At 65.8% G+C, this 15,296-nt stretch carries 14 protein-coding genes; 9 read left to right on the forward strand and 5 right to left on the reverse strand.

Features of this window, described 5'->3' with window-relative positions:
- The first annotated feature begins 4 nt into the window (after positions 1 to 4).
- The 3 genes from PQR08_RS34165 to PQR08_RS34175 are packed head-to-tail and all read left to right on the forward strand — an operon-like array spanning position 5 to position 5,294.
- On the forward strand, positions 5 to 2,263 hold the full coding sequence (locus PQR08_RS34165; protein WP_250483616.1) for an SLC26A/SulP transporter family protein: 2,259 nt from the start codon (positions 5 to 7) through the stop codon (positions 2,261 to 2,263).
- Positions 2,260 to 4,488, forward strand: coding sequence for a CHASE2 domain-containing protein (locus PQR08_RS34170; RefSeq protein ID WP_250483617.1), 2,229 nt, complete (start codon positions 2,260 to 2,262; stop codon positions 4,486 to 4,488). The genes PQR08_RS34165 and PQR08_RS34170 overlap by 4 nt, the downstream gene beginning before the upstream one ends.
- A gap of 20 nt (positions 4,489 to 4,508) precedes the next feature.
- Complete coding sequence (locus PQR08_RS34175; RefSeq protein ID WP_250483618.1) at positions 4,509 to 5,294, forward strand: 3',5'-cyclic-nucleotide phosphodiesterase; 786 nt, start codon at positions 4,509 to 4,511, stop codon at positions 5,292 to 5,294.
- A gap of 23 nt (positions 5,295 to 5,317) precedes the next feature.
- Here PQR08_RS34175 and tehA read toward each other — a convergent pair whose 3' ends face one another.
- Both tehA and PQR08_RS34185 read right to left on the reverse strand, forming a co-directional pair.
- The gene (tehA, locus tag PQR08_RS34180; protein ID WP_250483619.1) at positions 5,318 to 6,349 is read right to left on the reverse strand and encodes a dicarboxylate transporter/tellurite-resistance protein TehA; all 1,032 of its coding nucleotides are present in this window, start codon (positions 6,347 to 6,349) and stop codon (positions 5,318 to 5,320) included.
- 127 nt (positions 6,350 to 6,476) lie between these two features.
- Positions 6,477 to 6,746 (reverse strand): hypothetical protein, encoded by a 270-nt coding sequence (locus PQR08_RS34185; RefSeq protein WP_187604718.1) that lies wholly within the window; start codon positions 6,744 to 6,746, stop codon positions 6,477 to 6,479.
- Between the two features lie 165 nt (positions 6,747 to 6,911).
- Between PQR08_RS34185 and PQR08_RS34190 the strand changes: the two genes are divergently transcribed.
- Positions 6,912 to 7,343, forward strand: coding sequence for a diacylglycerol kinase (locus PQR08_RS34190; RefSeq protein ID WP_284508946.1), 432 nt, complete (start codon positions 6,912 to 6,914; stop codon positions 7,341 to 7,343).
- Between the two features lie 46 nt (positions 7,344 to 7,389).
- On the opposite strand, the gene PQR08_RS34195 is transcribed toward PQR08_RS34190, so the two are convergent.
- Both PQR08_RS34195 and PQR08_RS34200 read right to left on the reverse strand, forming a co-directional pair.
- A complete protein-coding gene (locus PQR08_RS34195) occupies positions 7,390 to 8,745 on the reverse strand; it encodes a glycosyltransferase family protein (RefSeq protein WP_250483620.1) in 1,356 nt (451 codons plus the stop codon).
- A gap of 110 nt (positions 8,746 to 8,855) precedes the next feature.
- Positions 8,856 to 9,836, reverse strand: a complete 981-nt coding sequence (locus PQR08_RS34200) for an alpha/beta fold hydrolase (RefSeq protein ID WP_250483621.1) — start codon at positions 9,834 to 9,836, stop codon at positions 8,856 to 8,858.
- 110 nt (positions 9,837 to 9,946) lie between these two features.
- Here PQR08_RS34200 and PQR08_RS34205 point away from each other — a divergent pair, with 110 nt between their 5' ends.
- On the forward strand, positions 9,947 to 10,270 hold the full coding sequence (locus PQR08_RS34205) for a hypothetical protein (RefSeq protein WP_187604714.1): 324 nt from the start codon (positions 9,947 to 9,949) through the stop codon (positions 10,268 to 10,270).
- Positions 10,271 to 10,277: 7 nt separating this feature from the next.
- Here PQR08_RS34205 and PQR08_RS34210 read toward each other — a convergent pair whose 3' ends face one another.
- Complete coding sequence (locus tag PQR08_RS34210; RefSeq protein ID WP_238217762.1) at positions 10,278 to 11,753, reverse strand: NCS1 family nucleobase:cation symporter-1; 1,476 nt, start codon at positions 11,751 to 11,753, stop codon at positions 10,278 to 10,280.
- A 165-nt stretch (positions 11,754 to 11,918) separates the two neighbouring features.
- Between PQR08_RS34210 and PQR08_RS34215 the strand changes: the two genes are divergently transcribed.
- From PQR08_RS34215 to PQR08_RS34230, 4 genes are all read left to right on the forward strand, one after another.
- Positions 11,919 to 12,089, forward strand: coding sequence for a hypothetical protein (locus PQR08_RS34215; RefSeq protein WP_187604713.1), 171 nt, complete (start codon positions 11,919 to 11,921; stop codon positions 12,087 to 12,089).
- Between the two features lie 94 nt (positions 12,090 to 12,183).
- Positions 12,184 to 13,095, forward strand: coding sequence for a YihY/virulence factor BrkB family protein (locus tag PQR08_RS34220; RefSeq protein WP_187604712.1), 912 nt, complete (start codon positions 12,184 to 12,186; stop codon positions 13,093 to 13,095).
- 44 nt (positions 13,096 to 13,139) lie between these two features.
- Positions 13,140 to 14,030: a DMT family transporter gene (locus tag PQR08_RS34225; RefSeq protein WP_250483622.1), complete on the forward strand. Its 891-nt coding sequence runs from the start codon at positions 13,140 to 13,142 to the stop codon at positions 14,028 to 14,030.
- Positions 14,031 to 14,524: 494 nt separating this feature from the next.
- Positions 14,525 to 15,274, forward strand: coding sequence for a RodZ family helix-turn-helix domain-containing protein (locus PQR08_RS34230; protein ID WP_250483623.1), 750 nt, complete (start codon positions 14,525 to 14,527; stop codon positions 15,272 to 15,274).
- Positions 15,275 to 15,296: the final 22 nt, after the last annotated feature.

Below are 15,296 nucleotides of genomic sequence, written 5' to 3' on the forward strand. Positions count from 1 at the left end.
GGCGATGAGCGAGAACACGAGCCGCGACGCGAAACTCATGCGCGCATCGCCGGGCGCGGGCGCATCGAGCGTTCACGCGGCCATCGCGGCGTTCGGCGTCGATGCTCTCGCGGGCGTGCTGACCGCGCTGCTCGCGCTCGCCTACGCCGCCGGTTACGGCGCGACGATCTTCTCGGCCGGCCTCACACCGTGGCTTTCCGCCGGCATGCCGACCGCGCTTTTGAGCTGCGTGATCGTCGCGTTCGTGGTCGCGCTGACGAGCTCGGTGCCCTTCATGATCGCGGGCCCCGATTCGAACGCGACCGCGCTGCTCGCGGGCATGGCATCGTCCGTCGCGCTGTCGGTGCATGCCGCGGGCGGCGACGATGACGCCGTGCTCGCCACCGTGCTGCTGCTGATCGCGGTGTCGTCGCTGACGACGGGCGCGCTGCTCTTCGCGCTCGCGCACTGGAAACGCGGCAACGCGATCCAGTACATCCCGTTTCCAGTGATCGGCGGCTTTCTCGCGGGCACCGGCCTCCTGCTGCTCGAAGGCGCGTTGCGCGTGCTCACCGACACGCCCGTCGGCGCCGCGACGCCGCGGCTCGTCATGGCGCTGCCGTGGCTCGCGAGCGTGCCCGCGCTCGTCGTGGGCGTCGGGCTGCTCGTGCTCACGCGCATCACGCCGCTGTCGCGCTACGTGATCGTGTTGCCGTCGATGATCGCGCTCGGCATCGCCATCTTCTACGGCGGGCTGCACGGCTCCGGCAAGACGCTGGAAGACGCGCGCCGCATGGGCCTGCTGTTTCACTACGAGTCGATCACCGGCATGCGCCTGCCGTTCGCGCTGCTGCACGACGCCTGGCTGCCGACGCTCGTCTCGCGCGCGCCCGAGATTCTCGCCGTCGCCGCGGTCTCGTCGATGACGGTGTTGCTCAACACGACGAGCATCGGCGTGACGGCCTCGCGCGATGTCGACTTCAATCGCGAGATGCGCGTGGCCGGCATCGCGAACGTGCTGACCGGGCTCGCGGGCGGACTCGTCGGCGCGCAGTCGATGACGCGCACGGTCACCAACTGGCGTCTGGGCGTCCGAGGCCGGCGCGCGGGCGTGCTCGCGGCGTTGTTCTGCCTCGTCGTGGTCGCGCGCTTTCCGAGCCTGATGGCGCTGTTGCCGAAGCCCGTGCTCGTCGGGCTGCAGATTTTCATCGGCGCGGCGATGCTCAACGAATGGCTCATCAACTCGTTTCGGCGCCTGCCGTGGCACGACTATCTGCTGATTCCCGCGATCATGGTGATCATCGAGGCGTACGGGATCGTCGCGGGCGTGCTGCTCGGCGTGATCGCCGCGTGTCTGCTGTTCGTCGTGCGCTATGGCCGCGTGAACTGCTTTCGCCTGGAGTTCGACGGACGCGGGCGGCGCTCGAACGTCGAGCGCACCGTCGATGAAAGCCGCGCGCTCGATGGCGAGGCCCGCGCGCTCTACGGCGTCGCGTTGCAGGGCTTTCTGTTCTTCGGCACCGCGTATTCGATACTCACGCATATCCGCGCGCGCCTCGAAGCGAGCGCCGATGCCCCCGACGCGCGCCCCGGCGTACGCTTCGTGCTCGTCGATTTTGCCCGCGTGCATGGCGTCGATGCGTCGAGCACGGCGAGCTTCGTCCGGCTGCGCCAGGCGTGCGCGCGCGCCAACGCTCAACTCGTGCTGACCGGCCTTTCGCCGGCGTTGAAGGCGTGGTTCGCCAAAGGCATCACCGATACGAAAGGCGCGAGCGGCCCGCATGAATTCGCCGACCTCGACAACGGTCTCGAATGGATCGAAACGCAGATGCTGCGCGCGCTGAAGCCGTCGCAGGCGACGCGCGCGGGCGGGTTCGCATCGACCTTGCCCGACACGCTCGACGCGCTGCGCCCGCATCTCGACACGCTCGCGCTCGCGCCCGGCGAGTACGTGTTCCGGCAGGCCGATCCGGGCGATTCGATCTACTTTGTCGAAACCGGACGCGTGACGGTGGCGCTCTCGGTCGGCGAAGGACGCACGTTGCGGCTGCGCAGCTTCGGCGCGGGCACGATCGTCGGCGAGATGGCCGTGTACACCGGCGCGCGGCGCAGCGCGGATGTCGTCGCCGATGAGCCGACCGTCGTGCTGCGCCTCGCGCTCTCAACGCTGAAGCGGCTGGAAAGCGACGATCCCGCGCTCGCCGCGCGCATGCACAAGTTCGTCGCGCGCGTGCTGGCCGCGCGGCTCGTCGCCGCGAACGAGCAGATCCGGGCCGCGCAATGAGCGCGCGCGAGCCGCTCGCGTTCGTGCTGCGACGCTCGGGCGCGCGCTGGGCGCTGGGGCTCGCCGTCGTCGTCGTGCTCGCGGGGCATGCGCTCGCGCGCTACGACATCCGCTTCATCGATTCCCTGTCCGCGATGATCTACGACGCCAAGGTGCGCCTCTTCATGCCGCGCACGACCGACGCGCGCATCGCGATCCTCGACATCGACGAGAAAAGTCTCGCGAAACTCGGCCGCTGGCCGTGGGATCGCGCGCGCATGGCGTCGCTCGTCGATACGCTGTTTTCGCGCGAGCGCATCGCCGTGCTCGGCTTCGACATGGTGTTCGCGGAACCCGACGCGAGCTCGGGCCTCGCCGTGCTCGACCAACTCGCGCACGGCCCGCTTGCCGATAACGCCGCTTACCGGCAGGCGCTCGACCAGCTCGCGCCGCGCCTGAACTACGACCAGCGCTTCGCCGATGCCCTTGCGGGCCATCCCGTCGTGCTCGGGTATTACTTCTCGAATCAGGATGCGTCGAGCGGCGCGATTCCGGCGCCGCTGATGAGCGAGCGCGCGTTCGGCACGCATCCGCTCACGCTGTTCGACTGGACGAGCTATGGCGGCAATCTCCCCGCGCTGCAAAATTCGGCGCGGCGCGCGGGTTATTTCAATCCGGTGATCGACTTCGATGGCTCCGTGCGCCGCGTGCCGCTCATCACCGCGTTTCGCGACGGCGTGTACGGCGCGCTCTCGCTCGAAGTGTTCCGCGCGCTGTTCGGCGACGCGTCGGTCACACCCGTTTTCGACGATCCGACCGATCCTGCCGCGCCGCTTTCGGGCCTTGCGCTCGCGACGCCGCGCGGCACGCGCGTCATTCCCGTCGATGAGAACGGCGCGGCGCTCGTCCCCTATCGCGGCACGACCGGCAGCTTCCCGTACTACTCCATCGCCGACGTGCTGGCGCAGCGCATTCCGGCGGGCGCGCTCGCGGGCAAGATCGCGCTCATCGGCACCACGGCGCCGGGCCTGATGGATCAGCGCACGACGCCCGTCGGCGAGGTGTACCCGGGCGTCGAGGTGAACGCGAACCTGATCGGCGGCATGCTCGACGGCACGATCCGCTTCGAGCCGCCGTTCGCGGCCGCGTTGCAGGCGTCGCTGCTCGTGCTCGCCGGTCTCGCGATGATCTTTCTGTGGCCGTGGCACATCCCCGCGCGCGCGACGCTCTTCAGCGCGATGCTGTTCGCGGCGATCGTCGCGGCGGATCTCGTTGCATTCGCGCGGCTCGGCTGGTCGATTCCGGTGGCGTCGCTGCTGCTCACGGTGCTCGCGCTCTACGTGCTCAACATGTCCTACGGCTATTTCGTCGAGGCGCGCGCGAAGCGTTATTTCGCCGCGCTCTTCGGGCAATACGTGCCGCCGGAACTCGTCGAGGAGATGAGCCGTCATCCCGAGGACTACAGCATGGCGGGCCGTCGCGCGGAACTGACCGTGCTCTTCTGCGACGTGCTCGGCTTCACCGCGATCGCCGAGACGCTGGAGCCGGAAGCGCTCGCGCAACTGATGAACGAGTATCTCGGCACGATGACCGAGGTGATCCGCGCGCATCGCGGCACGCTCGACAAGTACATGGGCGATGCGATCATGGGCTTCTGGGGCGCGCCCGTCGACGATCCGGATCATGCGCGCAATGCGGTCGCCGCGGCGCTCGGCATGCGCGAGGCGCTCATCGAACTGAACCGCACGCTCACCACGCGCGGCTGGCCGACATTGTGGATCGGCATCGGCATCAATACGGGGCCGATGACGGTCGGCGACATGGGCTCGTCCGTGCGCAAGGCGTACACGGTGATGGGCGATGCGGTGAACGTCGCGGCGCGGCTCGAAGGACTCACGCGGCGCTTCGACATCGACATCATCGTCGGCGAGGCGACGCGCGAACGCGTGCCGGATGTCGTGTTCCGCGAGATCGACCGCGTGCGCGTGAAGGGACGTGTCGCGCCGATCGCGGTGTTCGAGCCGCGGCCGCCGCACGAACACGCCGATGCGCTCGCGCGCTGGCACGCGGCGCTCGGCCACTATCGCGCGCGCGAGTGGGATGAGGCGGAAACCCTACTCGCGACGCTCGCGGCGCAGTATCCTGAGCGGCAGGTGTATGCGATCTATCGCAAGCGCATCGATGCGCTGCGCGGCGTCGCGTTGCCCGAGGACTGGGATTGCGTAAGCGCATTCGATACGAAATGAACCATCAGGCGGGGCGCATCATGAATGTTCGGGTACTCGGCTGTAGCGGCGCGATCAGCACTGGCCCGGACGCGGCGGACGATCCCGGCGGCACGACCGCGCTGCTCGTCGATGACGACATTCTGATCGACGCCGGCACGGGTGTCGCCGTCCTGACCGACGATGAACTCGCGCGCATCGATCATGTGTTTCTCACGCATTCGCATCTGGATCACATCGCGTATCTGCCGCTCATGATCGACGCCGTGGGCGACGCGCGGCGCTGGCCGCTGACCGTTCACGCGAGCCGCGCGACGCTCGACATCCTGCAGGCGCATATCTTCAACAATCTGATCTGGCCGGACTTCACGCGCATTCCTTCGCCGGATGCGCCAGGGGTGCGCTTCGAAGCGCTGGAGACTGGCGAGCGCGTGATGTTGAACGGGCGCACCGTGATGGCATTGCCTGCGCGGCATACGGTGCCGGCAGTGGGTTTTGCCGTGTGCGGGGAGACAGCGTGCCTCGCCTTCAGCGGGGATACGACGACCAATCCCGAGTTCTGGGCGGCGGTCTGCGCGTTGCCCGGATTGCGTCATGTGATCGTCGAGACCGCGTTTCCCGATGCGCAGATCGCGCTGGCGCATGCGGCGCATCATTATTGTCCGAGGCTTATCGCGGATGATGTGCGCGGCGTCGAACTGAAGGCGGAGTTGCTGATTTCGCATCTGAAACCGCCGCACGGCGCGCAGATTCTGGAAGAACTGCGCGCCGCGTTGCCGGGGGTTTCGCTGCGTGCGTTGCGTTCGGGCGAGGTGTTGAGCTTGTGAAGTCCCGCCGATGGCTCATGACTTCAGCGTGAGCCCGCTGCCGCACGGCGTTCGATGGAGAGCACGTTGTCCTTCGGCGCTGTCACGTTCACGGCCGGCAGCAGCTTGCCTTGCACGATCGCCCTCACCGTTCCCGCGACCATCAAACCGATCACCACGTTCGCCAGGACGAACGCCACCGGCGCGATCCACGCCATCGGTCCGGTGGCGCCGCGTTCGACCATGCGGATCGCCATCGTCGGCAACGCTGCCGCGCCGAAGCTGAATGCCCAGTACGAAGGCGTGAAGGTGCTTTGACGAATCCACGGGATGAGACGCGCCAGCATCAGCGCCTGATAGAGGCCATAGCCGAGCATCATGTAGGCGAACGTGTCCGGCACGCCGTGCGTGATCGCGAGATACGACACACCTCCGACGACCGGCGGCGCGAGCTGAATGCCGAGGCTCGGGCGCAACGCTTCGGGCAGCGGCTCATGCACGGCCGCGCGATGCAGCACGATCGATTCGATAGCGAGCCACGAGAACACCCCCGCGCCGAAGAACAACATGCCGAGTTGCGTGAAGCCGAGACCGGCCGCCGCCGTTGCCGCGACGAAGCTCGGCGCGACCGTCGGCAGGTAGATTGCGGGCGTGGTGAGTTCGGGTTTGCGTCCGCCTTGCCAGAATCGCCCTTGCAGATACACGCCGAGCGCGAGCGAACTCACTACGCCGATCACGAAGAGCGCGATGGCAAGCTCGCGCGAATAGGCCTGCACGGCTTGCGCGGCGAGCATCATCGATACCGGGACGAGCGCCGCAAACGAAGACTGCACCGGATGACGCATCTCGGCGACAGCCGCATCGCGTTCGACGAGCCACTTGCGTCCATAGGCGACGAGAACCGCGAGCCACACGACGAGCGCACTCGCCGTCAACAGCACGGGGATCGCTTCGGGAATCGTCCATACGCGGGCCGCCGCGCGCCATGCGCCCGCGAGCGCGAGTGCACCGACGCCGATGCCGAAGAACGCCACCGGCATCGGTGCATATTTGTTCGTACCATTACCGTTATCCATTGCCCTTCTCCGTTAATTCCGTCGAAAGCGCGGCTGCGCTCTCGTTGTGTCGTTGGAGAAAGGTTAATGGCGACGGCCTTCCGCGCGAATGTCGCAGCGTCTCGTTGCGCTGCTCGCGCGTCTCAAATCATTCGCCGCCGCGCAGCTTCACCGCGATGTCGTGCCAGTCCTGCACCGCGTGTTTCAACTCGCGGCACAGTCTCGGGTCGAGCGCATCGAGACGTGACCACAGGTTATCGAGCGACTTTTCGCGGGCCTCGAAGACGGCCGCCGCCGCGAGCTTGCTCGCACCGGACAGACGCGCTTCGGCATCGACACATTCCATGTACAGATGCGCGAGATGCGGATCGGCGAGTTCGACAGAACGCAGATGAACAGCGGTAAAGCGTGACTTCATGATGTATCCCCGGCTCTCTTCTAGTTATCGACGCGAGTGCTTGCGCCTCACGACTGCGGGAAGTATGAAGGTCCGTCGAATCTCCTGACAAGCCAATTCATCGCCGCTTCGTGCGGTATGAATCGGCAAACGTTTTCGAGTCGGCAGCGCGGTAATATTGCCGTCATGAACCGCTCGACAAGTTCCTCATCCACATCCGCGCAAGGTCCGCACGTCAAGCGTCGCGGCCTCATGCGCGCCGTGTTCGCGCTGCGGCATTCATGGGCGGGCATCGTCGCGACATGGCGCGGGGAAAGCGCGTTTCGCCAGGAAGTGTGCCTTGCTGTCCTGCTGCTGCCGATCGCCGCGGTGGTCGTTGTGAGCGCCGCCGAGCGCGTGTTGCTCGCGGGATCGGTGCTGCTCGTGTTGCTCGTCGAACTGCTCAATTCGAGCATCGAAGCGGCGATCGATCGCATATCGCTCGAACGTCATGAACTTTCCGGACGGGCAAAGGATTGCGGCAGCGCGGCCGTCATGATCGCGCTCGTGATCGCCGCGATGACCTGGGGCGTGATCTGCGGCCCGCTCGCGTGGCACTGGATGCGCGGATGGATTTGATGCGGGCGCGGCTTCGCACGGTGCGCCCGCGCGCTGCGCAAACGGGTCAGGCCGCCTCTGCCAGTTCCCGCTCGCGCAACGCGATGTCGTAGCGCATCAGCAAGACGCGCATGCCTTCGGACATGCCGTGGTAATGCACGAGAAAACTCGACGGCATGCGAAAGCCCCACGGCGTGTTGATCTCGACGAAGCTATAGACGTCGTCGTTGGTCATGCCGGAATGTTCGAGGACCGCGCGGTTGAAGTGATATTGATCCCCGGGGGCCGTCACGACATTCTCTTTATCTTCGATGTTCTCGATACCTTCGACGATGCTCGCGAGCAGCGTGCTGTTGGTGTGCGTGCGGCGAAAGCCCATCACGCCCGAATTGAAGAACCAGTTGCCGATATCGCGCGCCAGCACGATATCGCGTCCGTCGCACAGGGGTTCGAGCGGCGTGCTGACATCGTTGACGAGGATATCGGCGTCGAGCCAGAAGACCCACTGGTGATGCGGCAGAGTGTCCAGCAGCAGATACGGCTTGACCCAGTTGCCACGAATTGGCAGACGCGCGCCGAGGTGCGCCGGAACATCACGATGCACGTAAAGGGTATAGCCGTGACGATCGCAATAGGCGCGCATGCGCTCTTCCGCGATGCAGCCATATTGCGCAACGTTCGGCGTATAGAGCGTGCAAATCGCGATGCGCCGGCCCGGATTGAAGACGTCGAGCGCCTGCGTCCGCGGGGGCGGCGCGCCGTGGAACGGCACGAGCGAGCGCGCCTGCGGGTCCTCGCGCGTTGCGTTCAGATGGCTGAGCAAAGCCTCGCGCAGCCTGGGATGCGCGGTCTTGCGCGACAGATCGTTGTGACCCTCGGCGATGCTGAGCGCAAACACCCGCCGGCTTTGCCATACGGGATAGTGTGCTCCCGATGCCGGAAGGACGGCGTGGAACTCGCCCGCTTCGTCTCGGGAGGTCTCGGTCCAGTGGACCCAGTCGAATTCCCGCAGCAGTTCGGTTTCGACGGCGGGCAGCTCGGTCCCGAAGCGGCAACGATGCACGACGTTCAGCAACATCGAGCGAACGCGCGCCGTGTTGCGCCAGATTTGCACGTCGGACTGCGGATATTCGCTGTTCTCCAGCCTTGTGAGCCGCCAGTCGGACGCCCCGAGCGCGGGCTCCAGGCTAATCGGCTCGACGATCGCGGCGTTTTCGCTGAGCAGCAGCACGATCTCGTCGTCTTGCGCGCGGCACGCTTCGCCAAGCAACGTCTCGTATCTGAAAAGCCACTGCGCGGACGGCGACTCATAGATGTCCGCCGCTTCGACGTAGACGTGGCGATAACCGTGCAGCGCTGCGTAATGCCGATGATTGTCCAGCGCCGCGGGGGAACGACGAAAAAAGAGGCTGATGATGAGCATGAGTCAGAATTTCGAGATGGACTGCATATCGCTGCGAGTCCAAATACTGGGACTCGCAACTATGACGCAAATCTCAAAATAAAAAACTCAGAAATTTCAGAATTAAGCGCCTACCTAATATATCTGACAAATGCCTGAATATGTCCTGCCAGTTCGATCGGGTACTGGAACATCAGCGCATGCCCCGCGTCCGCGACCACATCGAGCGTCGCGCGCGGAATCATCTGTTCGAGATGGCGCGCGTTGGCATCGGCGAGAACATCGTCGTTCGCGCCCGCGATGATCAACGTGCGCACCGGCGAGCGGCGCAGCCGATCGGCGGCGGCGGAATCCGCGAACCACTGCGACATCGCCCGATTCTGCTGATCCGCGACCGCATCGGGCACGGGCCGGCCCTTGTAGCCGCGCGGCGCGAACATGTCGCCGACGAAACACTTCGACGCATCCGCGACGGCATCGGCGGGAAAGAGCACGGCCATGATTTTGGGAAACGCGTCCGCGCCGGAACTCGACAGCACCTGCTGCACCTCGGGCGTCAAGGGCACCGCTTCCGGACCCGGCGGCGCGGTCGCGATCAGCGTGAGCGATTCGACCTTCTCGCGCGCATCGAGCGCGAGCTGCTGCGCGATCATGCCGCCCATCGACCAGCCGACCACGTCCACGCGCGCGAGCTTCAGACCTGCAATGACATCGGCGGCATCGGCGGCCATGTCGCGGATGCCGTAGCCGGGGCCGTAATGCCCCGCCATCGGCGTCGAGCGCCCGACGCCGCGATTGTCGAACACGATGACCTCATGATGCTTCGCGAGCGCGCCGAGAAAATACGCGTTCCATTCGCCGAGCGTCGCGCGATAGCCCGTGATGAGCAGAAGCGGCGTGCCCTGGCCGAAGCGCGCATAGCCGATCGGCCCGTTCCTGCCCTGCACGGTTTTCACCTGCACGGCGGCGTTCCGGTCGGGGCGCGCGCTCTGCAAGCCGCAAAGCTGGCTCGCGCCGAACGAGACATCGTCGGCAAATGCCGGCGAAGCGATCGACAACCATGCGAAGGCGAAGCACGACGACACGACGCGGGCGAGCGGCATGGGTTTCATCGGGGCTCCAGGCGGAATAAAAAAACGCGACGCGCGTCACGACAGCGGGGAATAATAGGCGGCGGATCGTGCGCCTTCAACAAGAGCTTAAGAAAAAGGAGTTCAAGCAGATGAATCGACTTTTCCGCTCGTGCTTTCTTCCCGCCGCCGCACTGATGCTCGCCGCGTGCAGCACGCCCGTCGAATTCTCGGCGAGCGCGAATCCGCCCTCATGGAACGATGCCGGTCCCGATGCCGATTTCAGCGGCATGGACAATTCGATGTCCGCATGCAAGGCCGCCGCGAAGAAAGCGGGCGCGGGCCGCTGCACGCAGGTGCGCGCCTACGAGGCGTGCATGAAGGACAAGGGCTACATCACCGTGCTCGGCCCGGAGAATCCGCCGAACTGCGGCCAGCCCGAATGGGAGCAGGACGTGCGCAAGTGGCTCAAATAAAGCCGCGTTATTTTCGATTCGCCATGCGCATCAGCACGACATAGAGCAGCGCGCCGGCGGCCGCGCCGATCAGCCAGCCGAGATTGTTCGGCGGCAGGAGCTTGAGCATTTGCGTCGACAGCTCCCAGCCGACCGAGATCGCGCCCGACACGAGGAGCGCCGCGAGCCCGACCTTGTTCCAGCCGCCATCGTAGTAGAAGCGTCCGCCGGGCTGCATCGTGTAGAGGTCGGCGGTCTTCACCTGCTGACGCTTCACGAGGTAGTAATCGGCCATCATCACGCCGTACATCGGCGCGAGCACGGCGCCGAACACGGACACGAAAATCGTGATCGCCTTCGGGCTGTCGACGAAGATCCACGGGCACACGAGCACCGCGAGAATCGAAGCGATCAGGCCGCCCTTCTTGAAGTCCACATGCTTCGGAAAAAGATTGGCGATGTCATACGCGGGCGACACGAAGTTCGCGACGATATTGATGCCCATCGTCGCGATGACGAACGTGATGCTGCCGATCGCCACCCACACCTTGTTCTCGATACGCGAGACGATCTCGACCGGGTCCATGATCATCGTGCCGAACACCTTCTCGCTGCCCGCCGTGACGATCACCGTGATGATCGCAAACGCGACGAAGTTGAACGGCAAGCCGAGAAAATTGCCGATCTTCATTTGCCGCTCGCTCTTCGCGAAGCGCGAGAAGTCGCCGAAGTTCAGGAGCAGCGCGGCGAAGTAGCTCACGACGAGCAGGGTCGCGTTGATCATCGCGTGCAGTTGCTCGTCGCCCGACAGCACCTTGCCCGAAAGCGTGAGATTCAAGCTGCCGAGACCCGCGCGATACAGGATCCAGCCCATCAGCACGAACATCACGACATACACCGCCGGCCCGCAGAAATCGATGAACTTGCGGATGATCTCCATGCCGCGCTGAAAGATGATGAGCTGCAGCAGCCACATGAAAAGAAAGCTCACCCAGCCGAGCATGTCGAGCCGCAGGAAGCTCGTATCGCGCCACGCCACGACCGACGGCACGAACAGAAGCAGCAGCGTCGCGACGGCCTTCGACGCGAAATACGTCTGCACCCCGTACCACACGATGCCGACCACGCCGCGGATCAGCGCGGCGAGATTCGCGCCCATCACGCCCATCGAGACGCGCGCCATCACGGGAAACGGAATGCCGTGCCTGAGACTCGGCTTGCCGACCCAGTTCATCAGCACGTACACGATGAGAATGCCGATGGTCAGCGCGAGCAGCACCTGCCAGCCGGAGATGCCGAGCAGAAAGAGGCTCGCCGCGAAGGTATAGCCGCCGACGCTGTGCACATCGGACATCCACATCGCGAAGATGCTGTAGCCGTTCCAGGTCCGCTTTGCGCGCGGCACGGGCGCGAGATCGTGGTTGTAGAGGCGTTCGTCGGCGTCGACGATTTCGGCGTCGGCGCCGAGCGCGTCGGCGGCGGAGGTTGCGTGGGATGCGGCCATGGTGTCCTCCTGTGCCTTCGACGGGCGCGTGTTATGAACCTAGGTTAATCCATCCAGAAGCGGAAGGTGAAAGTGCAATGCGCGCTGCGCCGCCGCACATTAAAGTCCGGCCGTGCGGCTGCCGTTATGTGAACCATGAGAAAACGACGCCTTAATTCCCGCGATATGAACGACGCCTTCGCCGCCGCAGCCGAGGCGCTCGCGCTTTTCTGCCGACTGCGCAACGTCGACGCGACCGAGTTGCCCGCGTGCGAAGTGGATATCCTGCTCGATCTCGCGTTCGAGGAAGCCGCGCAGCAGGCCGCTGCGCGCAGCGAGGCGCGTCGCCCGGGCTGACCTTCCGCTTCGGACTTCCGACAGGCGCTTGCGCGCACGGGAGCGATCCTTGCTCGTCGGAACAGGATGGGCAGCATCGCGCCGCGGAGGTTTCATGTCGAAGATTCTCGGTCCTGTGCTGGGCCCTCAGGTGAGAAGCGTCGCGCGCCATCCGTTCGGCTTCGCGATGCGGACCATGCGGGCTTTCCGCGCGAACCAGGGCCTGCTGCTCGCGGGCGCGGTGGCGTATTACGCGCTCCTGTCGATCGTTCCGTTGCTGATCTTGATCGTGATCGTGCTGTCGAAATTCATCGGTCAGCAGGAACTGCTCGAAACCCTCGCGCATCTGCTCGAATGGCTTGTGCCCGGCCAGGCGCGCGCCGTCGTGCGCGAACTCGCCAACTTCCTCGCGCATCGCGCGGTGCTCGGCTGGCTGCTGCTCGTCACGATGATCTTCTTCAGCTCGCTCGCGTTCACCGTGCTGGAGAACGCGATGTCGGTGATCTTCGTGCATCGCGTCGCGATCCGGCGGCGGCACTTTCTGCTCTCGGCGCTCCTGCCTTACTGCTACATCCTGTTTCTCGGCGTCGGCATGCTGATCGTGACGCTCGTGTCGAACGGCCTTCAGGCGATGGGCAGCAACAGCGTCGATCTGCTCGGCGTCGAGGTGTCGCTCAAGGGCGTGTCGCGGCTCCTGCTCTATCTGCTCGGTGTGGCGGGCGAGATATTCGTGCTGACGTCGATCTATCTCGTGATGCCGGTCGGCAGGCCGTCGCTGCGGCTCGCGCTGCTCGGCAGCGTGACGGCGGCCGTGCTCTGGGAAATCACGCGCCATGTGCTCGTGTGGTACTTCGCGACGCTCTCGCAGGTGAGCGTCGTGTACGGCTCGCTGACGACGTCGATCGTCGTGCTGTTCAGCCTGGAGGCGCTCGCCACGCTGCTGCTTTTCGGCGCGCAGGTGATCTCCGAATTCGAGCGCTTCGGCACCGAAGGCGATGCGCCGCCGCAGCCTTTCACCACGGGCTGACGCGACTGCGCTAGAGTGAGGCGCCCTCGTCCATCGCGCTGCCGATGTCCAAGTCCGATTTCGATGCTTCATCCGCGAGCCCGTCGCATGGCGCGCGCATCGCGATGCTCACCGTCGTCGCGATGCTCGCCTTCGCCGGCAACTCGCTGTTGTGCCGTCTCGCGCTCAAAGGCACGCAGATCGACGCGGCGAGCTTCACGCTCGTGCGCATCGCGTCGGCGGCGCTCGTGCTGTGGGTCATGCTGCGCGCGCGCATCAGCCATGCTCGCGCCGATACGCGCCGCGCCGGGAACTGGGTATCGGCGCTCGCGCTGACCGTCTACGCGGCGCCGTTCTCCTATGCCTACGTGCGGCTCGCGGCGGGCACCGGCGCGCTGCTCCTCTTCGGCGCGGTGCAGGCGACGATGATCGGCTACGGCATCGCGATCGGCGAACGTCTCGCCGCGATGCAATGGCTCGGCTTGCTGCTCGCGCTCGGCGGACTCGTGTGGCTCGTGCTGCCGGGCCTCGCCGCGCCCGATCCGTTTTCGTCGGCGCTGATGATCGCGGCGGGCATCGGCTGGGGCGTCTACTCGCTGCGCGGACGCGGCAGGTCCGACCCCGTCGCCGAAACGACCGGCAACTTCATGCGCGCGCTGCCCTTCGCGCTCGCCGTGTCGGCGCTCGCGTGGCCGTTCGCGAGCTTCGACGCCCCGGGCCTCGCCTACGCCGCCGCATCGGGGGCGCTGACCTCGGCGCTCGGCTACGTCATCTGGTACGCGGCGTTGAAAGGGCTGAAGCCCGCGACGGCCGCCACGGTGCAACTGAGCGTGCCCGTGATCGCGGCGGCGGGCGGCGTGCTTTTGCTGGGGGAGCCGCTGACCGCACGGCTCGCCGCGAGCGCGGTGGCGATACTCGGCGGCATCGCGCTCGTCGTGTCGGCGAAACGGCGCTGACGGAGTGTGGCGCGCGCTCCACATTCGAAATCTCGCCGCGCGCGTATGTGCGCGACCTCACATACGCGCGGGAACTTCCTCTGAAGAATGATGCATGCACCGTTCATCAAATCGGGGCTGGAATGAAGAATGCTGTATTAGAGGCCGAACTTGCTTCGCCGTCGCGTCGTGCGATGCGGTGAAATCACCGCGCACTGGTCCGTCCGGCCCCGCCAGCGCCCATTTCGCCGAGCATCGAACGCGCTAATCCGCGTCTTCGTTCCCGCGCCTCATCGCCGTCCCTAATTGTGGCGGTATGTGGCGCGAGTTACATTGTTTGGCAAAAATTGGCCCGGCAGTGCAGGCTGAACCGGCATTCGGCTGTCACGTTCGACGTCGCCGCGGCGCGTTCATCGTCCAAATGACGGGACGCGCGGGGCAAGTGCCGGACTGAGCGCGCGCCCTGCGTCCGCGCCGGTCCGCTGTCTGACGAATACGTTCTGGAGAGCGCTGTCATGCCTCAGCACGCAAAGCTACCCGAAGAGAGCATCGCGGATCGTGCAAGTCCCGCGAATGATCCCACTGTCATTCAACCGCCCGAGCCTGCAATCGATTACGACGACGATCCCGGCCCCTTGCGCACACCGCTGCGTTTCGGGCGACTCGCGCTGTGGATGGCATCGGCGACCGCGCTCGGCATCGGCGTGCTCGGCACCGTCGCGTACGGCATGTGGTTCAACCACGACCAGCGCGTGTACGCCGAAGCGATGGCGAGCGCGCGCCGGACGCTCGGCATCGACCAACCCGCCATTGCCGCGCAGACGCAGTCGGCGGGCGCCGTCGAGACGCCTCTGACCGGCGCGCTTCCCTATGCGTCGAACGAAGCGCCTGCGCCCATCGATACGGCATCGCTCGCGGACAACGCGCCGGCCGCCGACGCCTCCGACGAAACCACAGTCGCCGATACCGGCGCGGACACGGCCCTCGCGACGGCCGCCGTGTCCGCGCAGGCACAACAAACCGACGCATCCGCCGCCGCGCCCGTACAGAGCGCCGCCGTGCAACGCCGCGGCACGCCATCGGCGACGCAGCGGGCCGCCGTCAATCGCGGCAACGCCGATCCGTACGCACAGGCGCGCAAACACCAGCAGCCGCGCGCGAAGCCCGAGGGCGGGTTGTTCGCGCGCATGGGCGCGTTTTTCCATCGAGTGAGCTATCGACACAATGTCCCGAACCGTCAGCGAGAGGAGTATTCACGCCCCTGAGGACACGCTGGCGGGCCGTGTG

This window comes from Caballeronia jiangsuensis (genome assembly GCF_046030135.1).
In the GTDB taxonomy this organism is placed as follows: Bacteria; Pseudomonadota; Gammaproteobacteria; order Burkholderiales; family Burkholderiaceae; genus Caballeronia; species Caballeronia jiangsuensis.